Below are 24,364 nucleotides of genomic sequence, written 5' to 3'. Positions count from 1 at the left end.
GGGGGTCGCACAAAGGGGTATATTCATGTATGGCAGCATCGGAAGTAAGTAGTGCCAAAAATCATCGCTATCCTTAACGGTAAAGGAGGAGTCGGCAAAACGACTACCTCAGTCAATTTGGCTGCACAGTTTGGGACAAAGCACAAGGTTCTTCTTGTTGATGCAGATATTCAAGGTTCCGCCAGTTGGTGGGTTGGGCGGAATGAGAATGGTATGGGGTTTGATCTATCCCAAGAGACTGATCCGCAGCTTTTAGGTCATTTACGAAAAATAAAAGGTTACGATTTAGTAGTGGTGGATACACCTCCGGCGCTGCACTCTGAAGCATTAGCGACAGTAGTAGCGATCGCAGATTATCTAGTTTTACCTACACCTCCAGCACCAATGGATTTAGCTGTCCTCGTGGAAACAGTAAAGAAAGCCGTCATCCCTGTAGGAGTTCCCCATCGGGTACTACTCACTAAAGTCGATATGCGGAGTGTAGGCGAAGCACTAGAAGCACAAAACACTCTCCAGCAGTTAGGAATCCCTGCTTGCAAAGCTTTCATCCGTGCCTATAAAGCTCACGAACGAGCAGCGTTGGAGGGTGTAGCAATTTCTGAATGGCGAGGAAAGAATGCTTGGGAAGCTGCGTCAGACTACCGCAGCGTGGCTAATGAATTACAGCGTGATTGGAGAAAATAATGGTTAAGAAACAAAGTCTTTCGGATTTAATCCAAGAAGAAGCACAAAAATTGACACCCACTGAAGACGAATCTACTATCGAAGTTCAAGCTGAAAAAGTTGTGGAAGAAAATACTTTAGCAGCAGACACATCATCAACTGAGACACCAGAACCAACTTCTGCCAGACGTACTAATCCTACTAAGGCTGATTTAGAAGTCATAATTAAAGAGCTAAAAGAAACTCTCGAACAGTCACAAAAAAAGGAAAAAACTTTCCAGAAAAAACTTGCTGATTTGCAAGCAGCTTTATCTGAACAGCAAGCTTCAGCAGAACGGCTCACAAAAGAGCTTAATGAAACCAAAAAAACAGCCTTGCAACTTGCAGAAGCTAATTCTAAACTTATAGAAGAAAATAAAGTTGCAAAACAAGAACAAGAAATAGAACATAAAGCTTTAGTCAAAGAACAAGAAAAATCATCCGCAATCCAAGTCAAAGAAAAATACAACCCAATTGCCTATAGAAAATCACATTTGGCAACTCAAAAAATGCCACAACAGCCGATAGATACGAATGATGATTTTGCCGACAATACTTGGTTGTACGATTAAATTTTTAAGGGTAACTACTGCGGTCTTTAGGTCTCACGCCACTCCCTATAAGTCGGGAAACCGCCAGGGACGGTGTGGCTTACCGAAGGTTAGTAACTATATTGAACTACAGTAATTTTACATTTTTGTGTTATGCAATTTAGCTGTATATTCAGTTTAGTCCAAACCCAAAAACTGAGAAATTAACGGCAACAACTTACCACATTCTTCAACCAACTTAGTCGCACTCGGCAAACTGGTAAGTATGCCTTTTAACATCGTAATTGCCGTATCAGCTAAATTTTGCTTTTCTTAGTTTTGAGGATTTTTTGATGCTTCTGCCAAGGATTTTACTTGTGTTAAAGCCTTCCCTTTATCCTTGGGAGATAAATCTTTCTCAGCCTCAATCGCTGCTTGTAATTGCATTAACAATTCCTTAATTCCTGGTTTTTCTGGTTCGGGTAAACTTGGTAACTCATTAATAGTATTTGTCACCGTGCCACTAATATCACCCAAGTTCAAAGCTTGCCCACTAGCATTAAAATCGCCACCAATATTGCCGATATTAATATTACGGCTCGCATCATTACTGTTAGTCATATTTTTATTTTCTAATTTATTGTCAACTTGAACATTAATAGGCTTATTTGCCAATAAGTTCACAATCTCTTTCATATCTGCACTTTGTTGGCGATAAATGATTATCTCATTATCTTTAGCTTGTAATTGTGCCTTATATTTTTCTTCTACAGCTTGCAGTGCCAATTGATAATTTTGGGTAAAATCACTGTGAATCTTTTCTTTATCAGCACCATCAGGTACACCAAGTTTAACAACGACTACTCCATCACCTTTATTTTCAATACTTTGTAAGGCTAATTCTGTATCTTCATTTTGGTGTTGCACATTTTGAAAAGCATTAACAAAAGCTTTCCAATCAATGCCATTACGGAAAATTAAATCAACAGTATTTAACACTTCTTCAAACAGTTTGGTAAATTCTCCTGGTTGAAAATCGCCGCTACTAGGACGACGTTCGCGGTCATCAGTTCTAGGTTTGGGGCGTTCTAGAAGATAAACAAAGCGACAATCTACATTATCTAATAGAGTTGAATTTTCAATATTCCATGCTTCCACACAAGCACCAGTCATTTTAGCACTAGTAAAATCAGCACCCACAGCTTGAGCTAAAGTTAAATTTGCCCACTCTAAACAAGCTCCTTGGAATGTAGCTTCAGTAATATTGGCATCTTTAAGATTTGACAAAGACAAATCTGCACCGATGAGGTTTGCGCCTTTCAGGTTAGCGCCAAGATATGATTTTTCTCTACCATTGCAACTTACTAGTAAATTGAGAATATCTCGTTTAGCTAATATTGCATCTCCAACTCTGGCAAGGTCAAGTTTTTTGGCTTCATAAAAACGAGTACGTGTGAGGTTGGCATTTCTGAAATCTGTATTTCTAAGAATTGCACCAGTAAAATCAGCATCGGTTAAATTAGCACCACGAAAGCTAGTTCCACCTGTTGCAGCAAAGGCAACAGCAAATGAGCGAACCCAAGCATCTTTTTCATTACCAGCCAGACTACGCCAACCAATGTAAGCAGTAAATAATGTAATGGCTACGGCTACGGCTAAGGCTAAGGTTACGGCTGTGGCTGTGGCTCTGGCTACGGCTCCGGCTACGGCTACGGCTCCGGCTACGGCTCCGGCTCCGACTAAGGCTACGGCTCCGGCTCCGGCCACGCCTACGGCTAAGGCAAAGGATATGGCTCCGGCTACGGCTCCGGCTCCGGCTACGCCTACGGCTAAGGCAAAGGATATGGCTCCGGCTACGGCTTCGGCTCCGACTAAGGCTACGGCTCCGGCTACGCCTACGGCTAAGGCTAAGGCGAAGTTTACGGCGAAGCTTACGACGAAGACTCCTAAACCTGCTGTTAAACCCTTACGAATGGTAATAATACAAAAAATTAGCAGAAGAATTAGACAAACTATCCCGATAATGGTGTTTTGAGTGCCTTTGGTGTCAAAAATATATGCTACCAATAGACTAACAAAGATTGAAAAAAATCCTGATAGTCCCGACAGCAGCAATGAGACTATAAGCAACCCAATTGTCCAACTCCGCTGTAGTCCTGCTTTAGCACCTGTAAAATCAGTATCTTTAAGAATCGCATTGGTAAAGTTTACCCCTCGAATATCCGCCTTGCTAAAATTGGCTCCTGTCAGGTCTTGGCCTTTAAAAGAGCGACCTCGGAGATTTTGTCCGGCGTAGTCTGGTGGCATAATTACTAATTCGTAATTCGTAATTCGTAATTCGTAATTCGTAATTGAGAAAGTTAGATTAAATTTGGGTTTGGGGGTTTGAATCTGGTGACGGATTTTAGAGAGTTGCCGTTACTGAGATTTTATACAACTTGACTGTGCAATGTTCCCGATTTTGGGAAATTTTCATCAATACAGCAGATTGTAACTTGGTGAGATACAGATAATCGTAGGGGCACAACATGTTGTGCCCCTACCCGTGTATTCGCTTGGTAAAGTGTAATTCCCACACTACCAATCAAGCTCCTCTTTAGTCACACATTCCTCAACAGGAGTACGCATTCCTTCTAGGATATCCTCTCGCATTCCAGGAACTTGCAGTATATACAATGTTTCTTGGATAGCTTTCCAATCTTCAAGAGCAATAAGTACCGCTTGATTTTGATTACCAGTAATTATTATTGGTGTGTGAAATTGTGCGCTTTCATCAATGACAGCATCAAGGTGTTGTTGTGCATCATTAACATTAATTACATCCATGATTACAACCTCTTTTTTATCCAGCCATCACAGAAAATAGCAAAAATTGCCATAATTATTGTAGAGAAACCAAAACACCAAAACAAATGACCAGTATAAATATTTCTCTGCCTGACTCAATGGGTGCATATATAGAGCAACAAGTCACAAGTGGTGGCTACAGCAGTGCTAGTGAGTATTTTCGTGAATTGGTGCGTCAAGATCAAAAGCGTAAAGCCAAGGAACAGGTAGAAACACTGCTGTTAGAAGGTTTGAATTCTGGAACAGCAACCGAGATGACTACTCAAGACTGGCAAGATATTCGTCAAGTTGTACGGGAACGAGCCATGAAGCGTAAAGAGCAAGATCAAGGTTAATGTGTCAAGTATATAAACGACCACAAGTCATTCGTGACTTAATAGAACTAGCGACTTATATAGCAGAAGATAACCTGGATGCTTCTGACCGTTTTCTGATAGCAGCTGAAGAAACATTTAAACAACTGGGTAAAATGCCAGGAGTAGGGAAACTTTGCCAATTTTCTAGCCCTCATTTAGCAGAATTTAGGCAGCAATCGATCAAGGGATTTAAAAATTATCTTGTTTTTTACCGTTCTACAAATACTGGTGTGGAAATTGTACGGGTGATTCATGGTGCGCGAGATCTTGAGGCAATTTTGGATGATAATTTTAGTCAAGATGACTGAATAGTAGGAAGAATTTATATGGATTAAGCATGAATTATCGCTACAACATGGTCATTCGATATTGTTTCTCTCAAGGCATAACGAAGGTAATTCTTCCAACTTAATTTTTAGTTATCCCGAAAATTTAGAATATGTTGAGCAGTGATTTCGGGTTGTTCCAAATGAGGGATATGACCACAATCTTGAATCCAAATGAGTTGACTATTGGGAATTGCTCTTTTAAATCTTTTGGCATCTTCTGTGCCCAATATCTTATCGTTATCACCCCATAATATCAGCGTTGGTTGGACAATTTCTGACAGTTTCTTGAATCTAAAAGCACTATAGCCACCGCTTTTAGTGAAAGCAATCAAAGCTTGACTCCAACTTTGCATTTGTAGATGTAGTGAGCCACAATCTAAGGCATCAACTGAAACAAGATTGAGGTTTTTGTAAGCAAGACGAGAAATGCGATCGCGGACTTTAGGGTTACGCAAAAACTCTGTGGCTAAATAACCCAAAGGGGGAAACATCAACCGACTTAAAGGTGAACCTCCCTTCAAACCAGCGCTGTCTATTAACACCAATTTTTGTACGACTTCTGGGTAAGTGAGTGCAAAATCAATCGCTGCTGCACCACCCATCGATACACCAAGCAAAATTACAGGTTGGTTAATCAGAGTTTTCCAGAAATAATACAGATGAGTTTTAATGGCAACTGGGCTAAATTTTAGCCCTGCTAGTCTATCTGTAAACCCAAAACCCAGCAAATCGACTGCCCAAGTTTCATTATCTGCTGCTAGGAGTGGTAAAAGGCGACGAAATTCTAATATAGAACTGTCAAAGCCGTGAATTAATAATATGGGTATGCCACCACTTCCTTGATGAACATAAGTGGTGGTAATTGGTTGAGTAGTTAAAGGGGTAGCGATCGCTTGACTTTGAATCTTCTGAGCCAGAGCTATCGAAGCAGGTTCTGTCAGTTGCCCAACTGTGGTAGGTAAGAAACTAGGAAACATAAATTTTAGTTTACTCTAGAATTGTGAGCGATCGCGCTGGGTTTGTAGTAAGTACTTCAAAAAAGTAGGTTGGGGAGCCACTGCGTTGCGCGGGTTTCCCGCGTTGTAGCAAGTGGCGTTTAAGCACGGCGCAACCCAACAAAAAAACGCAAATGTTGGGTTTTCCTACGTCAACCCAACCTACTACTAATTGGCAATGTAAACCAAAATGTTGCTCCTACGTCCAACCCACTATTCATGCCAATTTCGCCGCCGTGGGCGTTGATAATTTGCTTACACAAATACAACCCTAATCCTAAACTTACAGAATTGCGGTTATTACCAATTCGGAAGTAAAGGTTAAACAGCTGTTCGCTTTGTTCTTGACTTATTCCCACGCCGTTATCGCTGACAGTACAATAAATTGTTTTGCCTTCATCGATAGCATTGAGCGTCAACATTAACTCAGGCGGATTATGTTTAATAGCATTAACAATTAAATTAGAAAATACTCGCCATAGTTGGGTGGGATCGGCGTTAACTAGTGGTAAATCTGCCGTGACTAGATTGATCAGCGTAGTTTGATTTTCTTTCAATATTGGCTCTAAATCTGCGATCGCAGACTCTACTATAGTATGCAATTTTACAGGTTGGCGTTGTAAAACAATCCCTTGCACCTCGCTCAGATGAGCTTCCATCAAGGAATTAATCAAATTTAGTTGGCGATCGCTACTTTGTACCATCCGTTCTAAAATTGATCGTGACACTGGAATTGCGGAAAATTCTTGTTCCCCATTATTCAGCAAATTCTTGAGTACCATTGAAGTGCCTAGTACAGGGTTGCGTAAGTCATGAGAAACAGCATGAAAAAATACTCTTAAGGCTTCTTCTGCTTGTTTGCGCTGGGTGATATCTTCAATTAACCCCTCATAGTAAAGTAATTTTCCCTGTTCGTCTCGGACTGCATAAGCTTTTTCCGAAATCCAGACAATACTGCCATCTCGGCGGTAAATTTGGGACTCAAACTGAGAAACGATCCCATCTTGTTCAATTAAGCGCACAAACTCTGCACGACGCTTTGGATCAACATACAATTGATGTTCAATATCAGTAAAATTTGCTGTGACTTCTTCAGGAAATGAATATCCGTAAATACGTGCTAATGCCGGATTTGCTGTAATATAGCGTCCATCGGGACTACTTTGAAAAATACCTTCAATGGCGTTTTCAAAAATACTACGATATTTAGCTTCTGCAACTTCTAGTTTTTGGTAGGTAGACTCCATTTCTTGACGGGCGTAAAACTCAGAGCGTTGCAGGCGATCGTATAAGTAAACACCAAGATCACATATAATACAGAACCATAAAATGTATAAAATGAATGTGACATTATATATTTCCGGGTGTGCAGGAATTGGTGTTTTTAAGCCTAGTGCCGTATTGACACCAAAATAGTAAGCTAAAATACCCACCTGAGATAGTACATGCAGAGTCCAGCGGACTGGGATGAATGTAGCTTGACTTAAAAATAGCAGCGACCAACCGAGGGTATCTGGTAGTGCAAAACCTTTGAGCGTGGCGAACAATTGTGACGCTAAAGTAATTGACCATGATGACCCTAAAAATAATAACCCTGGACGACGATGACCAAACTGAGTTTTATGCAAGATAAAACAAATCACTAAACTCAGCAGCATCGCCAGATTAATTACCAGTCCTTGAGTTTTAAGAAGTGGTGACAGCTTCTGCAACTCTTTTAAAGGGAAGAAAAAGTCGTAAATATTTCGCAAAGTAAAGGTCAGCAAACAAATCAGCGCCAGCCATAACCATAGATGCAACCTTTGCCATAAAAAGCGATGTCTCTTGGCTAGCCACTGTGTCTTTTGAGACGAAGCCTGATAAAAAACACTAATTTCATCTAGAGTTGGCGCAGAAAGGAATTTTTGCCACCACCTTCCAACTTTGCCCATTTTTCAGACTGCCATAAAACCTTTGTTTTATTATTATCTGTCAAACTGTTACGAGGCTCAGATCCCCGACTTCTCAAAGAAGTCGAGGATCTTGTTGTTCACGATGTTGCTAAGGGTAACGTGAACCAGAAGGTTAAACCGCGTCTGGTATTACTAATGACACCCATTTCACCACCATGTGCTTGAATAATTTGCCGACAAAGATACATTTTTAAGCCAATGTCTATGGAACAAGAGGCTTGGGGATCGGGAACGTATAAATCGAAGAGGCGATCGCCTTCTAATTTGCTCATCCCCACACCATTATTTTGAATCTGAACGCGAATCATTTTGTCTGCAACTGTGGCTTTGAGGGTAAAGTTTAATCCTGGTGGATTATGTTGCAAGCTGTGTGTAAACAAATTTTTTAAAACCCGCTGTAACCGAGTTTTATCTGCCATTACTAGCGGTAAATCTTGAGGAACCAAGTTTTTCAGAGTCGCTTGGTTGTGGTTTAATATGGGCTGTAAGTCTTGAATAATTGCATCTAGCAGTGTGCTAAACCTCAACATTTCTCGATTGAGGATAACTCCTTGATTTTTACAACAATGAATTTCTAGCAATGAGTCAATCATTGCCAACTGGCGGTCATTACCTTGAATCATTCGCTCAAGAATAGATTTAGGTACTGGAATCAGACATGGGGCGGATTCTGGAGCCAATTCCTGATTTTTCAGCAAATTCTGTAATACCATCAAGTTACCCATAACTGAAGTTCGTAAATCGTGGGCAACTGTGTGTAAAACCACGTCTTTCACCCGTTGCATTTCTGCCAATTCTTGCATTTTTTGCTGCAACTGAGCAGTACGTTCTTCTACTTGGTGTTCTAGATTAGTGTTGAGTTGAGCTAATTCTTGGTAAAGTCGTACTTGCTGAATGGCGATCGCTAGTTGCTCAGACATCTGCTGTACTAAATCAATTTCTATGGATTGCCAATGTCGAGGGCCAGAACATTGATGAGCAACCAAAGCGCCCAATAATTCGCCACCCAGCATAATAGGTACAGCCAAGGTAGCTTTTGTATGGAATTGTTGGTAATGTGCTTGCAATTTGGCAGATACTGTGATTTGGCTGATATCTTCAACTACACGCACTCGATTAGTTGTAAGCAAATTTCTCAATTCTTGCAAATAAGTTTTATCATCAGTTTTCCAACCCAAGACTGAAGGATATTCAGGATTTACTGATTCTGCGATCGCTTTGGCTGCTGCATGGGTGTGATTCAGACCAATGAAAACCCGGTCTGCTTGTAAAAATTGCCGGACTTCCGTCACAGTAGTTTGGAGAATTTGCTCTAAATTCAAAGAAGAGCGAATTTGGACTAAGGTTTTTGTCAACAAGCGATCGCGTTGTGCAGAGAGACGTAATTGTGCTTCCACCTGCTTGCGTTCGGTAATGTCGTGATGAACTACCAAAATGCAGGGAATATCATCCAAGTCAATGATTTCGGCTGAAAGCACTGCTGTAATAATCTCACCCGACTTTTGGCGAAATTCGCATTCCAAGTTGCGAACAACTTTATTTGTCTGCAACTCTTGTAATAGTCTGGCGCGATCGCTTTCATTTACCCAAATATTTAACTCAAAGGCTGTACGGTCAATCACCTCGTCTCGCTCATAACCTGAGAGTCTGACAAAACTATCGTTAACTTCTATGAAGCGTCCTGCTTGAAGTGTGCTGATAGTAATAGGGTCAGGGCTGCAATTGAAGGCTTTAGAAAATTTTTGAGCGAGATTTCGCAGGGTGACTTCTGCTTGTTTGCGCTGGGTAATGTCTCGGACAATGGCTAAAACTTCATTTGGGCCACTGACTACCAACCTAGCTTCATAATCTCGAATTCCTGAAGGCGTTGGCAAATGATATTCACAAGTTTGCAAAGTTTCGGAATCTAAAGTTTTGGCGATCGCCTCTTGGCCAATAGCAGCAACGTCAGTTGGTAAGAGATCCCACATATTTTTACCAATTATCTCTTCTTTGGCAAGAATGACGTTTGCTCCTTCACCTTTCAAGTCTAGATATTCGCCATCACGGCTAATGCGAAACATCAAATCGGGAATAGCGCATAAAATTGCTTGGTATCGAGCTTCGCTTTCTCGTAGTTGCTCCTCTACTCGTTTCCGGTCTGTAATATCTATGACCAAGCCATCCCAAAGAATATTACTGTTAACTTGCCGTTGGAGTTGGGCAGAACCATGAATCCACTTGAGTTTACCACTAGGTGTGATGATGCGACCTTCCCAATTCCAAGGTGTCAAAGTAGCTGTTGCAACCGCAATTGACTGTGCAAAGGCTGTCATATCCTGGGGATGAATCAGTTCACAAATCACCCTAAAATCTGCCTGTACAACTTCTGGTTCTAATTCATAAAGTGCTTGACAGCCAGAACTAATATATAAAACGTTCCAAAAACCATCTTGCTGTTGCAGAAATTGGAAAATTACCCCCGGTAAATTGGCAGCAACCCTTTCCAAGACAGTAATAGTCTCTGATGGAAAATCTGGTTTATCCAGTGATTTTACGGTTTCATCCACTCTTTGACCCTTTGATACACAAGCAAGTAGTGTGAGATTAAAGGCAACCATAGCTATTTTGACAGCTTTCGTTCTGTGAGCATAATTGCTAACCGAATAAAAACCACGCCTTCTTTCAGAGTAGTTCCAGATATAGCGATCGCATTCACCCAATCGGGTGAACCAGTTACTTATCGGGCAAATAAAGAGTTGGGTTGCAAAAAAATATTTAGCTACAATAAACTGAGATTATTCCTTATTAGATTGTTAGTATACTCTTAAAAAGAGTGCTGTTAACAGCATAGTTGAGACAACTTTGTCAACAAATAATATTTATTGAGAACATAAAATTTTTTGGCAACACAATCATTTCCTTGGCATTGCAAAATTCGATTGTGCGGTGCATCTACTTATCAGATAAAATATTTCATTTGTCCGTTGCATTTAACTGCTTCTGTTTATGACCCAAACTTTCACTGTAGAAATTAACCACCAAGGCAAAGTTCATACTTTGCAAGTTCCTGAAAATGAAACTATTTTATCGGTAGCCGATGCAGCAGGTATAGATTTACCCAGTTCTTGTCATGCAGGCGTTTGTACGACTTGCGCTGGTCAAATCATTGAGGGGACTGTAGATCAAACTGACGGCATGGGTGTTAGTTTAGATTTGCAAAAACAAGGTTACGTATTACTTTGTATCGCCTATCCTCGTTCTGATTTAAAAATTGAAACAGAAAAAGAAGAAATAGTTTATCAATTGCAATTTGGTAAAGATCAATAAAAGGATAAAAACTGAAAATTCGCTCTAGATGCTGAAATCGGCTATTCTAGGAACTACAAATCAACAGGATTGACCACGATGACTACTCATTTTATTACCGCAGAGATTGACTTCCAAGAAACTCCTACAGAACTGCAAAAAGCCATTGAAACAGAATTAAAAAAACAAGGCGAACCCTTACGTTGGGCAATTGCCTCTGTAGATAAAGAACAGCAAAAAGCTACAGTAGAAGCGGTTGTAACTAAAGTAGAGATTTAGAAGTTATACCGTTTTTATATGAAGTTGCATGTAATTAGCCTGCACGGGCAGGCTTTGTTTTTGTCGCGCTAAAATTTTAGCCTGTGGACGTTATTGAGAATTGGAGCCCAACTTGTGAATCAACGTCCCTACACTGCTATTTTGATTATACCTACTGGTATTGGGGCTGCGATTGGGGGTTATGCAGGAGATGCTTTACCTGTTGCCAAAGTTTTAGCACAAGTTTGCGATCGCCTGATTACTCACCCCAACGTCCTCAACGGTGCGAGTTTGTACTGGAACCTCCCCAATGCTTTCTATGTTGAAGGTTATGGTCTTGACAAATTTGCTGCTGGGTGTTGGGGTTTACGTCCAGTACACACTAACAAAATAGGTTTGCTCTTAGACCAAGGCATTGAGCCAGAATTGCGACTGCGACATCTCCAAGCAGCAGATGCAGCCAGAGCAACCCTTGGTTTAACCCTTACAGATTATGTAATTACTGATGCGCCATTAAATGTGGAATTACGAACCGCGCCATCAGGAGCAAGTTGGGGAACTATTGGCAACCCTGATAGCTTATTAAGGGCAGCTGAAGTATTAATCAAAAAAGCAGGAGCAGAAGCGATCGCAGTTGTTGCCCGTTTCCCCGATGATATGGATGAAGATGCAGTGCAAAACTACCGCCAGGGCAAAGGTGTAGACCCCCTCGCGGGTGCAGAAGCAGTCATTAGCCATTTAATAGTGCGGACTTTTCAAATTCCTTGCGCTCATTCTCCGGCGTTGGCAGATGTACCCCCAGATCCCAATTTATCCCCCCGTTCTGCCGCCGAAGAAGTGGGCTATACTTTTTTGCCGAGCGTCCTTGTAGGCTTGAGTCGTGCCCCAAAATTTGTTGTAGAAAAAAAACACCAAGATATTTGGGCAGATCAAATAGATGCTGCGATCGCACCTGCAAATGCTTGTGGTAGTAGCGCCTTACTCAGTTTAAGCCAAAGTCAATGCCAAATCATTACAGTAGAGGAAAATAAAACTTTAATACAAGTTCCTCCCCAACCCCTAAGGATCAAATCCATCCAAGTAAACTCATATTTAGAAGCAGCGGGTATATTGGTAGCACATAAAGCAGGGATCAATCCATCTGCGCTTCGTCCCCAAATATCCCCTTTGCAACCAGTAGTCAGTCCCTTCGCTTAATTAAAAATGAAGAATTAAAAATTAAAAAGAATTTTTAACTCAAAAAAAGTCAATAGTCTTCCTTATATCCTTCTCTCTAAATACCCGTGGTTAAACAACAAAAACACGAACCAGAAATTCCCTACCTGTCACGTATCCAAGTTTTGGTAGCTATGGGAGTGACTTCCATCCTTTTATGGATAGTCGCCAAGTTGTGGTTAAGCTTTGGTAACGTTTACCTATTCAAGTTGCACTGGGACGAAAAAGATTTGCTCTTAGGACTGGGGTTGGGTTTAGTCATCACTGCTTTGAGTGGTTTAGCTTATCGCCTTTGCCCTCCCTACCGAAAAAGTGCAGACTATTACCTAGAGTTAGTACTGAGTCCATTAGCAATGCCCGACTTAATTTGGCTGGGGTTGCTACCAGGGTTAAGTGAAGAATTATTATTTAGAGGTGTGATGCTCCCAGCTTTAGGCTTAGATCATGTAGCTGTAATTGTCTCTAGCCTTTGCTTTGGCGTGTTGCATTTCAGCGGTTCTCAACAATGGCCTTACGTAATTTGGGCAAGTATTATTGGGTTGATACTGGGGTATAGTGCCCTCATTAGTGGCAATTTATTAGTACCGATCATCGCTCATATTACGACAAATTTGATTTCTAGTTATTTGTGGAAAATGGGAGTTAGGGACTAGGGACTAGTGATTTATCAATGCAGTTTTGCGTGTTTGTTGTAAGGACTTTAGTCCTTACCTTTGAGTAGGCTGTACTTTTGGGTTATTGATTTCTTTGCTAATGTGTTCTTCTGATTAGCAATTCTACTTTGAACTTTAATTCTTGACTATGACTTGGAACAAGCTATTACAGCCTGATTTGATTTTGTCAGGTTCAGTATTAAACCTGACACCAGAAATTATCCAACAATACAAGCTAAAGGGGCTAGTATTAGATGTAGATGAAACTTTAGTACCTATGAGAGTGGGAATAGCTTCACCAGAACTACAACAGTGGGTGGAACAAATCCGTACTCATACTGTGCTTTATTTAGTGAGCAATAACCTTAGTGAAGCAAGAATTGGTGGAATCGCTCGCTCTCTAAATCTGCCATATTACTTAGGTGCAGCCAAGCCTTCTCGACGCAAAATTAGAGCTGCATTAAACACCATGAATTTACCAGTGCAACAAGTAGGGATGGTAGGCGATCGCTTATTTACTGATGTCTTAGCAGGTAATCGTTTAGGCATGTTTACTATTTTGGTTGAGCCTATTGTCCATGCCGATGCTGCTCTTAGAACTCACCCAATACGAAACTTTGAAGTTTGGTTTTCTGAAATCTTGGGAGCCTCTATTAATCCCAAAAAATACTAGCTAGCTCTCAAATATTGAAAAAACGTCAGGAAATTAAATCTAAAGAAATAGTTAAGAAATATTTAGAAAACTGAAAAATCTGGGAATATAAGTATTAATAACATGGGGTCAGCCAAAAAAGACCCTAGCCCATAATAAATAACTATAAACCCGTAAAGCGTCAGCCTTCAAATATAGAGGGACTGGCGCTTTACAATTTAGCTAAGACTTTAGAGTTAATCATTAAAATTTTTTTATTTTTGGCTATTGACCATTGACCAATGACTAAAACGATTGTCGTCAAAATCGGCACTTCTAGCTTAACTCAACCAGAAACTGGACAACTAGCACTTTCCACTATTGCTACTTTAGCGGAAATACTTTCTTCTTTGAGGCGGCAAGGTCATCGGGTAATTTTAGTATCTTCTGGCGCTGTAGGCGTGGGTTGTGCGCGGTTGGGCTTAACTGAACGTCCCAAAGCGATCGCCCTCAAACAAGCAGTAGCAGCAGTTGGGCAAGGACGATTAATGCGTGTGTACGACGATTTATTTACTACTTTACAACAGCCAATTGCTCAGGTTTTACTCACTCGTAGTGATTTAGTACAACGCAGTCGCTATCTCAACGCTTACAACACCTTTCGAGAATTGCTAGGACTGGGAGTGATCCCCGTTGTCAATGAAAATGACACAGTAGCAGTGGATGAACTAAAATTTGGTGACAATGATACCCTCTCTGCTTTAGTTGCCAGTTTAGTAGAAGCAGATTGGCTATTTTTACTTACCGATGTCGATAGGCTTTACTCGGCTGATCCCCGTTCTGTACCTGATGCCCAGCCGATCGCTTTAGTGAGTAGTATGAAAGAGTTGGCACAATTACAGGTACAAACAGGCACTCAAGGCTCTCAATGGGGTACTGGTGGGATGGTGACAAAAATTTCTGCTGCCAGAATTGCCGTTGCTGCGGGAGTGCGGACTGTAATCACAGAAGGACGATTTCCTCACAATATAGAAAAAATTTTACAGGGAGAATTACTTGGTACTCATTTTAAACCACAACCCGAACCAACTTCTGCCCGTAAACGTTGGATAGCTTACGGTCTAGTACCTGCTGGTAAATTATACTTAGATTCAGGAGCGATCGCGGCAATCTCCCAGGCGGGAAAATCATTGTTGGCAGCTGGAATTAAAGCAGTAGAAGGAAAATTTGACACTCAAGAGGCTGTACAGTTATGCGATACCAGTGGAAATGAAATTGCTAGAGGTCTTGTGAACTACAATAGCGATGATTTAGAAAAGATTCGCGGATGTCAGTCTAGAGAAATTCCTACAATTTTAGGCTATGTAGGTGCAGAAACCGTAATTCACCGAGATAACTTGGTTCTAACTTAATGGCTGTAAGATTAGACGAGATATCTCAAGACGGTGTATGAGGATGCTTCAATTTAGTGTCTATGATTACATCACGAAAGCCGCCCTTAACCAATATGGTGTAACTCAAGAGCAACGTTCATTTTTAGGTCATAGTGGAAGCTTAACCTTCTGCATAGAAACACAAGAGGAAAAATTTCTTCTCCGTATTCACCAAGCAATCTCTAGGCATCAAGATGATGTGTGGCACAGACCAGAAGTGATTGAGTCCGAACTTCTTTGGCTTGCTGCCTTGCATCGTGACACAGTAGTAGTTGTGCAGGAGCCAATCAAAAATCTACAGAATAGATGGGTCACTCAAGTTGTGGTAGATGAGAGCAAAGAAGTCTTTTATTGCTCTCTGCTGCGCTGGATTGATGGTAATGTCCTCAACACAGAACGAACTCCACAACAGGCTTACCAACTTGGTTCCTTGCTAGCTCAACTGCATCAGCATAGTAATCAATGGCAACTACCACAAAACTTTGTTCGTCCAATCTATGACAAGAATCGATTCCAAGCAGCACTACTGGCACTTCATCCAGCAGTATCACAAAAACTGATTTCAGCAGAAGATTACAGTGTCCTCGAAGCAGGAGTTTGCCGAGTTCAAGATATGATAGGAACCCTTGGTCAAACACAAAATAATTGGGGAGTAATTCACGCCGATCTCCATGACGGTAACTATCTATTCCACAATGAAGAACTTCGACCGATTGATTTTGCTCGCTGTGGCTTTGGGTACTATCTTTATGATGTTGCGAGTTCGCTTCAATATTTACATCCTGCTGTCAGATCTTCCTTTTTTGAAGGATATCAAGTAAGTCGAGAACTTCCTGAAAATTACGTGCAAATTACAGAAGGTTTCTTTATCATGGCATTGATAGACGTGCTTTCTTTTCATGTGAATAATCCAGAAGAGCATGAGGGGCTTTCAGGCACCGTGAAAGATGTCGCGAAGAAGCACATTCCTTTGTATCTTCAGGGTCGGTCATTCTTGTTTGACAAGTATTAAGATAGTTGGAGGCGATCACGGCAAAGCACATTATTTTAAGGATTTTGGTGTGGCGATCGCAGTAACAATCAGCCACTCAGTACTTAAACAAAAATTGGGCTTTAAATAATTTTTGACACCACTTTAGATTCAGCTGTTTGAGTGTCGACCGTCACTGAGTAAAACAAATTTTCATAATGATTTAAAGCATGTTCAAAAGCATATTGTTCAGTAGCATATTTACGACTGTTATAACTTAAAGTTTTGACTTTTTCTGGGTGTTTGTACAGTTCCAAAATTGCCATTGCTAAAGCTTGGTGGTCTTCTGGAGAAACAATAACTCCACCGCCACTTTGTCTAACTGCTCTTGCTGCCGTACCATTATCGGGTACAGATGCAATTAACGCCCGACCACTGGCAAGTAGCACTTGAATTTTTGATGGCATATTGAAAGATATAACGTTTTTCTTTTGCACTACCAAACCGACATCTGCGGCTGCTAACATTTGTGGTAAATGTTCGCGGGGTTGAAACGGTAGTAATAAAACGTTATCGGCTCCGCAATCTAAACAATATTGTTGCAATCGCTGTAAACCTTTCGCTTCTCCAACAATCACAAAGGCTATTTCTGGAATATGACGCAATAAAGAAGCAGCTTGAACGACGGTTTCTAAGCCTTGGGTAAGGGCAATATTTCCAGAATATTGCACTACAAATTTGCCATTTAGGTTATGTGCTGTACGGAAAGGATTATTTTCTTTGGGTAAAGGGCGAATGAAGTTGACATCTACCCAATTAGGAATTTGCTCAATTTTGTCAGGTGCTACACCTTTAGACAGCAAGTTTTCTACAAAACCATCGGCAATAACACTAATTTTAGAGGCGCTGCGGTAAGCAAATTTTTCCAATCCTGCAAAGAGTTTGATAAGCAGTTTATTTTTTAATAGTCCAACATGAACAGCTGCTTCTGGTAATATATCTTGAAGATTTAAGACCACAGGGCAGGCACGCAACCATCCTAAAAGAGCAGCAGGTACACAAACAGGCAGTGATGGCGACGTTGAGAGAATTACATCTGGTCGCCAACCAAAGAGGGCAGGCACAAAACTAGTAAAAACAAAACTAGCATCTAGTAATACTCGATCTAAAAGATTAGGTTGTGGACGAATCCAAACATAACTGCGTTGAATTTGAACACCATTTTTATATTCGTTGAGATATAGTTTGCCCCGATAGCCCTCGTAAATTTGGCGCTCAGGATAGTTAGGCATAGCTGTCACTACACGCACTTCATGCCCACGCTTGGCCAGTCCCTCTGCTAGTTCCGTCATCAGCGGGGCAATACCAATTGGTTCTGGATAGTAGTTGTAAGAGTAAATTAAAATCCGCATAACAAATTAGTCAGAGATCCCCTGGCTTTGTGGATAGTAAAGTTTTTTACTTCAAAAAATTATTGTTTAGCATTTTGAAGCACCTATATTTAATTCTCTCTTTAGAATCTTTCTATGTCAGTGGTTTGTCATTGAAGATTCAGTGAATTTTGTTAATGATTACTTAAGTAAAATTTGATATAAATTTTACTTCTTAGATATAAAATGTAATGTGTAAATTAAAAACCAGGCTTAAGTATAAACTCGTCTATGAACATTTGAAGTTCAGACTCAAAAGTTCTTTTAAGCCAGTAATTAGAGTAGTTGTGCTACTAAAGTCTGTCAAGAAAAAATATTTGTATAAATGAAAACTAATTATTTATCTATCTCAAGATTTTACCAGCAAAATTAACTTGAACACTGATGTCTACTTTTTTTATTTCCTTGACTTGTCCGTTGTGAATCATGTACCTTTTACCCCGTAAAATGCTTTTCAGCAGCTTTTGTGTACTAGATACAGAAGCGATCGCAAAACTACTTTAATCAGGGACTTATTTGAATGAAAACAAAAATCGACACAAATAGTAGAAAAGCTCAATCGTGGACACAACATTTCAAGCTTAAAAAAAAGACTTTAAACTTTCTCCGTAAAACATTCATCATGTTAAGTATTGGCATTATTTTTGCCATAACTATGGTGAAAACTCCAGCAATGGAAACCACTCTAGTAAGAAAGAACGTTATTGACCTGACTCCACAAGAAAAAGCAGACTTTGTTAATGCTATTAAGACATTAAAAAATACAATACCCCCAGGCAGTAATATTAGCCTCTATGACCAAATTGTTGCAATACATGTGGGAGCTATGGGATTCTCATCAATGCATACAGGAGGCATGAATACAAATCAACAAAATATGATGTCGCTTCCCTCTGGGCCTGCTGCGGGAACTGATGCTGCTCATGGAAATGCAGCATTTCTGCCTTGGCACCGTGAATATGTAAGACGATTTGAAAAAGCTTTGCAGTCAGTTAATCCTCACATAACTATTCCATATTGGGATTGGACAGATCCTAAAGCTATTGATGTTATTTTTCAACCCGACTTTTTAGGAGCAAATGGTACAGGAAGAACAATCAATGTTCCAGGCGCAGGTAGCTTTTTTGGAGGTTCTGTTCAAGTCGGTAATTTTTCTCAAATTGATGGTTGGGTTTTGAACGAAAACTTACACATTAATCAATTAACAAACAAAACTCTAGGAAAGTCACTTATACGTTTTCTACAAATACCTCCTGCCAATAATTACCCCCTACCTCAAACAGAGATAAATAATTTACTTAACATCAATGATTATCTTCAGTTTCGCCCTGCTATGGAAGGAGACATTACTGTAGATCAAAATGGTAATGAAATTCCTGGAGTATTTACTCATAATTACCTTCATGGCTTGGTCGGTGGAGTTCTTGCTGATTTAACTCAGTTTCCGCCTCTTCTGCTTCAAAGATTAGGTACTATGAGCAACGTTCCTGGCTCTCCCAATGATCCTGTTTTCTGGCTGCATCATGCCAATGTGGATCGCCTTTGGGCCCAATGGCAAGAGAACAATTACTCTAGAAAGGCTTTTTATCCAAAAACAAATCAACCTTACGGACACAATCTCAATGACCGTATGTGGCCTTGGGATGGAGGTCAGTCAACTCCAGCAACAATTGGCCCAGGAGATATATTATCTCTGTTACCAAGTTTTGCAACCAATGACATTGTTACGCCCAAAGACACTCTCAATCTTAGAAAGTATGGTTATACCTACGACACTCTTAGACATGACCGACACCGATTAGTATGGTGGCCTCAATAGTTTAAATAAATTCTCAGATAATGCCTTCTTAAGTCTGCTGAAAGTTGCTCCTCCCACACTCACCTCTTTCCCTCCTCTAGCCTCAACAAAAAATATGGCGTCACACCAATTCGCAATTGTGAATTCGCAATTCGCAATTATTGCCCCATGTCTAAAGGCGGGGGCTTGAATACTGATACTACGTATTCTTGCTTTTTCTCAATAAATCGAGAGGCTTGTATCCTGAATGAATCAATTATTCAATTACTTTCGCAATTGCGAATTGCGAATTGCGAATTAGCGTCGTAGTCGGCGCTAGTGGGTTTAAAGTCTTTAACTGCCTTGTTCTTCTGTTTAGCGGTTTTACGGTTAGCCCCTACTCTGGCACAAGCTCTAACTACCAAATTAGCAGACAACCCAAACAACGAACGCGAGTCTTGATAGACCATGTTTTGGATGGTTGTCTTGCTTGTTGTTTGCGGTTTAACTTGCTGATTGGCATAATTGCAAGCATCCGCAAACGTCTTCAGTGTCGCCTCTATTTGGGCAACTTGTTCAGGAGTGGGGTTGAGCTTGCAAACTAGTGTCAGTACTTGTTCCATAAGACGAACTATATCACCTGTGATAGCTATTTAAAAATAGTCGAGTCGTTTTTACTCCGTCCTATGAATAGACGCGGCTTCCACACTCCCGCGAGATTTTTAGGTGAATTTGGTTGGGGGAAAGAGGTATTTTTGTCTGAAAAATTATCGAAATTTGAAGTTTTTTAAATAATTTTTGCAAAATATAACATAAGGACTTAAGCCCTTATGCTTGTTGTTATACTCCATGCGGAGACTTTTGGTTTTTATGTTTATTCTTGATTTATCAACCAATACTTTTCAAAACGGTAATAACACATTCTCTTCTGTAGGACTCATATTTGATTTGTGAAAAAATTCAATATGACTCAAAGAGGCTTCTTGACTATTGCCTATTGCCTTACTACGCAAATAATTTTATAAATCAAATCGGATCGCTATAGTTTATGAAAAGATTAAGGGTTAAAAGTCATGGGTAAATCAGGGCAAACGCATCTAAAGTATAAGAATCCTTCAATGGCAAGGGTTTCGGCGTTTTCTAATTTAGCCTATTTTTTCATCAAGATCCTTGTCCAGTAGGGGTTTCGGAAATCCCGTGCGTTCGCCCTGATGGGTAAATTAAAACCTTTACCCTTTTGCTTTTCTTTCTTAACCAAAAGGTATTGATTGATCATCCATAATGCAAGTAAGCATAGCAAAAGAGCCTTAAATTCACTTGCAGCTACAAATTTAAAGATAGCTAAGGTTAGAGTGAATATCGTATTAATAATTACAAGTTATTTATTTTACATTCATAAGGTTAGTAGCTATGACGCAGCTTCCAAAGCAAAAACGTAAGCGCGGTCTGATTCTTACACCTGAAGGATTACAAAAGCTTCAATCTGGTAAAATTGCCTTTGAAGATCAAGAAAATTACGGTAATAGATATACCCTTGAAGATTTAAGTGAACGTGTAGGAGTAAATTCTGTTACAGTTTCTAAAGTATTATCCCGTGAAGAAGGAGTTGACAAAAAGACACTTGAGTTTTTTTTCCAAGCTTTCAATTTAGAGTTAGATAAAGCTGACTATACAAATTCAGACAAAACTCGACACCTAGATTGGGGAGAAGCGATCGGTGCATCGGTTTTTTATGGGCGCACAGAAGAAATCGCGAAATTAGAGCATTGGATTTTAAAAGATCGCTGCCAAATAGTGGCGATTTTAGGTATGGGGGGGATGGGCAAAACTTCTCTTTGTGTGAAGCTTGTAGAACAAATTAAAGAGAATTTTGAGTATGTTATTTGGCGATCGCTACAAGATGCACCACCAATAAACACGCTTGTAGCTAGTTTCATTCAATTTCTTTCTGATCAACGAGAAACAGAAGCAGTCCTTCCAGAAGGCACAGCTGAGAGAGTAACGCGACTGCTTTATTATCTGCGACAGTATCGCTGTTTGCTGATTTTAGACAATATGGAGTCAATTTTACGTAGCGGTAGTCGGGCTGGGCGTTATCGAGAAGGATACGAAGGATATAGTGAACTTCTAAAACGATTAGGGCAAACAGAACAACAAAGTTGTTTAATACTGACAAGTAGGGAAAAACCGAAAGAAATAGCTTCAATGGAAGGAGGTGGGTTATGCGTTCGCTCATTCATGCTGAAAGGTCTTTTAGCAAATGACGGACAAGAAATTTTAAAAATTAAAGGAATATCTGCTGCTGATCATGAAGTAAGAGCGTTAGTTGAGCTATATGGAGGTAACGCCTTAGCTTTAAAAGTAGTTGCTACAACCATTCAAGATTTATTTAGTGGTAATGTTTCTGAATTTTTAAAACAAGATGCAATTGTTTTCGGTGACATTTGGGATATTTTAGAGCAGCAATTTGAACGTTTATCAGATTTAGAAAAAGAAATAATTTATTGGTTGGCGATTAATCATGAGGCGGTTTCGCTTGCAGAAATACAAAAAGACATTATATCAGCACTCCCACTACAAAAATTATTAGAAATTGTGGAGTCTTTAGTGAGGCGATCGCTAATTGAGCAAAGCAAAGCACTCTTTACTCTACAACCTGTAGTTATGGAGTATGTAATTAATCGATTAGTACAGCAAGTTTGTGAAGAAATTGCCACTCAGGAAATTGAAATTTTCAGATGCCATGCTTTGATGAAGGCAACTGCAAAAGACTATGTAAAAGAAAATCAAATTCATCTTATCCTGCAACCAATTATAGAGCAACTGCTTGCTGTTTTCAGAAGTCAAATAACTCTGGTAAATCAGCTAAATCAAATATTAACAACCATACGTAAAACATCTCCATTAGAACAAAGTTATACATCTGGAAATATTTTGAATTTACTCTGCCATTTAGAAACAGATCTAAATGGTTATGATTTTTCTAATTTAACTGTTTGGCAAGCAGATCTGCGAAATGTGAATTTGCACAATGTAAATTTTACGAATGCTAATTTAGCTAAGAGTGTTTTTGCTGAAACCCTTGGCGGTATTCATTCAGTAGCATTCAGCCCTGATGGGAAACTCTTAACTACAGGAGATACTAATGGAGAAGTACGCCTATATCAGGTTGCAGATGGAAAACAACTATTCACATGCAAAGGACATACAGGTTGGGTCTGGCCGGTTATCTTTAGTCCTAATGGTCAAGTTATTGCTAGCGGTGGTGATGATAAAACAGTCAAACTGTGGGATATTAATACAGGTCAGTGCCTAGCAACTTTGCAAGGTCATGGCGGCAGAATTTGGTCACTCACCTTCAGTTCAGATGGTGATACTCTGGCAAGTGGCAGTGAAGATACAACAGTAAAGTTGTGGGATGTCGGCACAGCTCAATGCCTTCATACCTTAAAAGGATTGGGTAGTCAGGTGTGGGCAGTTGCCTTTAGTCCAGATAATCATACACTTGCTATTGGAAATAACGACCAAACGGTAAAGCTATGGGATGTAAACACAAATCAATGCCTTAAGGCGTTGAAGGGACATACCCGCAGAGTACAGTCTCTGGCCTTTAGTCCAGATGGTAATATGTTGGCAAGCAGTTCTCATGACCAAACAGTGAAGTTGTGGAATATCCACACTGGTCAATGCCTTCATACTTTCCAAGGTCATATTGATTTAGTAAATTCAGTTGCTTTTAGTACAGATGGTTGTAACCTTGCAACTGCCAGTGATGACCAAACAATAAGATTGTGGGATGTCAACACTGGTCAATGTCTCAAAATTCTACACGGACATGACACACGAGTGTGGGGAGTAGCCTTTAGTCCAGATAAACAAGTGTTGGCAAGTGCTAGCGATGACCAAACAGTAAGGCTGTGGAATGTCAACACTGGCCGATGTCTAAGGGTCTTACAAGGTCGTACCAGTGGAATTTGGTCAGTTGCTTTTAGTCCCAGTGGTTGCATCTTTGCTAGTGGTAGTAACGACCAAACATTGAGTTTGTGGGATGCCAACACTGGTAAACGCTTAAAAACTTGGCGTGGGCACAGTAGTCGGGTGACATCAGTTTCTATTAGTCCTGATGGTCGCACTCTTGCAAGCGCTAGTGAGGATCAAATAATCAAGCTATGGAATATCACTAGTGGTGAATGTTTTAAGATTTTGCATGGACATACTAATCGGGTCTGGTCTGTAGCCTTCAGTCCAGACAATCAGACGCTAGTTAGTGGTTCTCAAGATCAAATGGTCAGATTATGGGATATTACTACTGGTCAATGTTTCAAGATCTTGCATGGACACACTCATCGGGTTTGGTCAGTTGCTTTCAGCCCAGATGGTCAGTTCCTAGCTAGTGGCTCCCATGACCAAACAGTAAAGCTTTGGGATGTTAAGACTGGTAACTGCCTTCATCATCTCAAAAACCATACTGACTGGATTTGGTCAGTTGCTTTCAGCCCGGATGGTCGCATCTTAGCTAGCGGTAGTGGGGATCAAACGGTGAGGTTGTGGGATGTCAGCACCGGTAGTTGTATCAAAACTTTGCAGGGACATCAACATGGTGTGTATTCAGTCGCCTTCAGTCCGGATAATCGAATCTTAGCTAGCGGCAGTGGGGATCAAAGTGTGAAGTTGTGGGATGTCAGCACTGGTAATTGTGTCAAAACTTTGCAAGGTCATACTAAGTGGGTCTGGTCAGTCGCTTTTAGTCCTGATAATCAAACCTTGGTTAGTGCTAGTGAAGATGCAACGATTAAACTTTGGGATGTTAATAGTGGTGAGTGCTTAGAAACCCTCAAAAGTCCTAGACACTACGAAGGTATGAATATCAAGGGTGTTACAGGCGTAACTCTAGCAACTATTACCACTTTAAAAGCTTTAGGGGCGGTTAAGTACGGAGAGAGCTAGTGGTCTGTCTTATAAGTTAAGACGGGATAATAAGTTCGTAGTCAGGACTTT

At 40.3% G+C, this 24,364-nt stretch carries 19 protein-coding genes and 1 pseudogene; 13 read left to right on the top strand and 7 right to left on the bottom strand.

What is annotated here, in order from left to right; genetic code table 11:
- Positions 1-51 precede the first annotated feature (51 nt).
- Entirely contained in the window at positions 52-684 is a 633-nt protein-coding gene (locus I8751_RS07890; RefSeq protein WP_214438622.1) for an AAA family ATPase, read from the top strand.
- Positions 684-1,274 (top strand): hypothetical protein, encoded by a 591-nt coding sequence (locus tag I8751_RS07885; protein WP_214438621.1) that lies wholly within the window; start codon positions 684-686, stop codon positions 1,272-1,274. Before I8751_RS07890 ends, I8751_RS07885 begins: the two co-directional genes overlap by 1 nt.
- 156 nt (positions 1,275-1,430) lie before the next feature.
- Here the strand turns inward: I8751_RS07885 and I8751_RS07880 are convergent.
- Positions 1,431-3,539: pseudogene (locus tag I8751_RS07880) on the bottom strand (pentapeptide repeat-containing protein).
- Between the two features lie 270 nt (positions 3,540-3,809).
- Positions 3,810-4,058, bottom strand: a complete 249-nt coding sequence (locus tag I8751_RS07875) for a type II toxin-antitoxin system Phd/YefM family antitoxin (RefSeq protein WP_214438620.1) — start codon at positions 4,056-4,058, stop codon at positions 3,810-3,812.
- A gap of 86 nt (positions 4,059-4,144) precedes the next feature.
- On the opposite strand from I8751_RS07875, the gene I8751_RS07870 reads away from it, so the two are divergent.
- Both I8751_RS07870 and I8751_RS07865 read left to right on the top strand, forming a co-directional pair.
- Entirely contained in the window at positions 4,145-4,414 is a 270-nt protein-coding gene (locus tag I8751_RS07870; protein WP_214438619.1) for a type II toxin-antitoxin system ParD family antitoxin, read from the top strand.
- Complete coding sequence (locus tag I8751_RS07865; RefSeq protein WP_214438618.1) at positions 4,414-4,743, top strand: type II toxin-antitoxin system RelE/ParE family toxin; 330 nt, start codon at positions 4,414-4,416, stop codon at positions 4,741-4,743. The genes I8751_RS07870 and I8751_RS07865 overlap by 1 nt, the downstream gene beginning before the upstream one ends.
- Before the next feature lie 107 nt (positions 4,744-4,850).
- On the opposite strand, the gene I8751_RS07860 is transcribed toward I8751_RS07865, so the two are convergent.
- The 3 genes from I8751_RS07860 to I8751_RS07850 form a co-directional block, all read right to left on the bottom strand.
- Entirely contained in the window at positions 4,851-5,741 is an 891-nt protein-coding gene (locus I8751_RS07860) for an alpha/beta fold hydrolase (RefSeq protein WP_214438617.1), read from the bottom strand.
- A 170-nt stretch (positions 5,742-5,911) separates the two neighbouring features.
- Complete coding sequence (locus I8751_RS07855) at positions 5,912-7,690, bottom strand: sensor histidine kinase (RefSeq protein WP_214438616.1); 1,779 nt, start codon at positions 7,688-7,690, stop codon at positions 5,912-5,914.
- A gap of 98 nt (positions 7,691-7,788) precedes the next feature.
- A complete protein-coding gene (locus I8751_RS07850; RefSeq protein ID WP_318780302.1) occupies positions 7,789-10,260 on the bottom strand; it encodes a sensor histidine kinase in 2,472 nt (823 codons plus the stop codon).
- Positions 10,261-10,699: 439 nt separating this feature from the next.
- Between I8751_RS07850 and I8751_RS07845 the strand changes: the two genes are divergently transcribed.
- From I8751_RS07845 to I8751_RS07815, 7 genes are all read left to right on the top strand, one after another.
- Complete coding sequence (locus I8751_RS07845) at positions 10,700-11,020, top strand: 2Fe-2S iron-sulfur cluster-binding protein (RefSeq protein WP_214438614.1); 321 nt, start codon at positions 10,700-10,702, stop codon at positions 11,018-11,020.
- Positions 11,021-11,098: 78 nt separating this feature from the next.
- The gene (locus I8751_RS07840; RefSeq protein ID WP_214438613.1) at positions 11,099-11,278 is read left to right on the top strand and encodes a hypothetical protein; all 180 of its coding nucleotides are present in this window, start codon (positions 11,099-11,101) and stop codon (positions 11,276-11,278) included.
- A gap of 114 nt (positions 11,279-11,392) precedes the next feature.
- Positions 11,393-12,454, top strand: a complete 1,062-nt coding sequence (locus I8751_RS07835; RefSeq protein ID WP_214438612.1) for a DUF3326 domain-containing protein — start codon at positions 11,393-11,395, stop codon at positions 12,452-12,454.
- 86 nt (positions 12,455-12,540) lie between these two features.
- Positions 12,541-13,125 (top strand): CPBP family intramembrane glutamic endopeptidase, encoded by a 585-nt coding sequence (locus tag I8751_RS07830; protein WP_214438611.1) that lies wholly within the window; start codon positions 12,541-12,543, stop codon positions 13,123-13,125.
- Between the two features lie 148 nt (positions 13,126-13,273).
- The gene (locus tag I8751_RS07825) at positions 13,274-13,798 is read left to right on the top strand and encodes a YqeG family HAD IIIA-type phosphatase (protein ID WP_214438610.1); all 525 of its coding nucleotides are present in this window, start codon (positions 13,274-13,276) and stop codon (positions 13,796-13,798) included.
- A gap of 260 nt (positions 13,799-14,058) precedes the next feature.
- Positions 14,059-15,168 (top strand): glutamate 5-kinase, encoded by a 1,110-nt coding sequence (gene proB / locus I8751_RS07820; RefSeq protein WP_214438609.1) that lies wholly within the window; start codon positions 14,059-14,061, stop codon positions 15,166-15,168.
- A 43-nt stretch (positions 15,169-15,211) separates the two neighbouring features.
- Complete coding sequence (locus tag I8751_RS07815) at positions 15,212-16,201, top strand: phosphotransferase enzyme family protein (protein WP_214438608.1); 990 nt, start codon at positions 15,212-15,214, stop codon at positions 16,199-16,201.
- A gap of 101 nt (positions 16,202-16,302) precedes the next feature.
- On the opposite strand, the gene I8751_RS07810 is transcribed toward I8751_RS07815, so the two are convergent.
- A complete protein-coding gene (locus tag I8751_RS07810) occupies positions 16,303-17,571 on the bottom strand; it encodes a glycosyltransferase family 4 protein (protein WP_214438607.1) in 1,269 nt (422 codons plus the stop codon).
- 538 nt (positions 17,572-18,109) lie between these two features.
- Here I8751_RS07810 and I8751_RS07805 point away from each other — a divergent pair.
- Positions 18,110-19,408, top strand: coding sequence for a tyrosinase family protein (locus I8751_RS07805; RefSeq protein ID WP_214438606.1), 1,299 nt, complete (start codon positions 18,110-18,112; stop codon positions 19,406-19,408).
- 239 nt (positions 19,409-19,647) lie between these two features.
- Here the strand turns inward: I8751_RS07805 and I8751_RS07800 are convergent, their stop codons facing one another.
- Positions 19,648-19,989, bottom strand: a complete 342-nt coding sequence (locus tag I8751_RS07800) for a transposase (protein WP_214438605.1) — start codon at positions 19,987-19,989, stop codon at positions 19,648-19,650.
- A 787-nt stretch (positions 19,990-20,776) separates the two neighbouring features.
- Between I8751_RS07800 and I8751_RS07795 the strand changes: the two genes are divergently transcribed.
- Positions 20,777-24,313: a WD40 domain-containing protein gene (locus tag I8751_RS07795; protein ID WP_214438604.1), complete on the top strand. Its 3,537-nt coding sequence runs from the start codon at positions 20,777-20,779 to the stop codon at positions 24,311-24,313.
- The last annotated feature ends 51 nt before the right edge of the window (positions 24,314-24,364 follow it).

The organism is Atlanticothrix silvestris CENA357 (genome assembly GCF_016056295.1).
Classification (GTDB): Bacteria; Cyanobacteriota; Cyanobacteriia; order Cyanobacteriales; family Nostocaceae; genus Atlanticothrix; species Atlanticothrix silvestris.
The sequence above is the reverse complement of the archived record's forward strand: the minus strand, read 5'-3'. Positions and strand labels throughout refer to the sequence as shown.

Bases quoted from the DNA above. Each gene is read 5' to 3' on its own strand.
- I8751_RS07815 (WP_214438608.1), top strand. From the start codon at position 15,212: ATGCTTCAATTTAGTGTCTATGATTACATCACGAAAGCCGCCCTTAAC.
- proB (WP_214438609.1), top strand. From the start codon at position 14,059: ATGACTAAAACGATTGTCGTCAAAATCGGCACTTCTAGCTTAACTCAA.
- I8751_RS07800 (WP_214438605.1), bottom strand. From the start codon at position 19,989: ATGGAACAAGTACTGACACTAGTTTGCAAGCTCAACCCCACTCCTGAA.
- I8751_RS07870 (WP_214438619.1), top strand. From the start codon at position 4,145: ATGACCAGTATAAATATTTCTCTGCCTGACTCAATGGGTGCATATATA.
- I8751_RS07795 (WP_214438604.1), top strand. From the start codon at position 20,777: ATGACGCAGCTTCCAAAGCAAAAACGTAAGCGCGGTCTGATTCTTACA.
- I8751_RS07865 (WP_214438618.1), top strand. From the start codon at position 4,414: ATGTGTCAAGTATATAAACGACCACAAGTCATTCGTGACTTAATAGAA.
- I8751_RS07805 (WP_214438606.1), top strand. From the start codon at position 18,110: ATGAAAACAAAAATCGACACAAATAGTAGAAAAGCTCAATCGTGGACA.
- I8751_RS07810 (WP_214438607.1), bottom strand. From the start codon at position 17,571: ATGCGGATTTTAATTTACTCTTACAACTACTATCCAGAACCAATTGGT.
- I8751_RS07885 (WP_214438621.1), top strand. From the start codon at position 684: ATGGTTAAGAAACAAAGTCTTTCGGATTTAATCCAAGAAGAAGCACAA.
- I8751_RS07840 (WP_214438613.1), top strand. From the start codon at position 11,099: ATGACTACTCATTTTATTACCGCAGAGATTGACTTCCAAGAAACTCCT.
- I8751_RS07860 (WP_214438617.1), bottom strand. From the start codon at position 5,741: ATGTTTCCTAGTTTCTTACCTACCACAGTTGGGCAACTGACAGAACCT.
- I8751_RS07825 (WP_214438610.1), top strand. From the start codon at position 13,274: ATGACTTGGAACAAGCTATTACAGCCTGATTTGATTTTGTCAGGTTCA.
- I8751_RS07855 (WP_214438616.1), bottom strand. From the start codon at position 7,690: ATGGGCAAAGTTGGAAGGTGGTGGCAAAAATTCCTTTCTGCGCCAACT.
- I8751_RS07875 (WP_214438620.1), bottom strand. From the start codon at position 4,058: ATGGATGTAATTAATGTTAATGATGCACAACAACACCTTGATGCTGTC.
- I8751_RS07845 (WP_214438614.1), top strand. From the start codon at position 10,700: ATGACCCAAACTTTCACTGTAGAAATTAACCACCAAGGCAAAGTTCAT.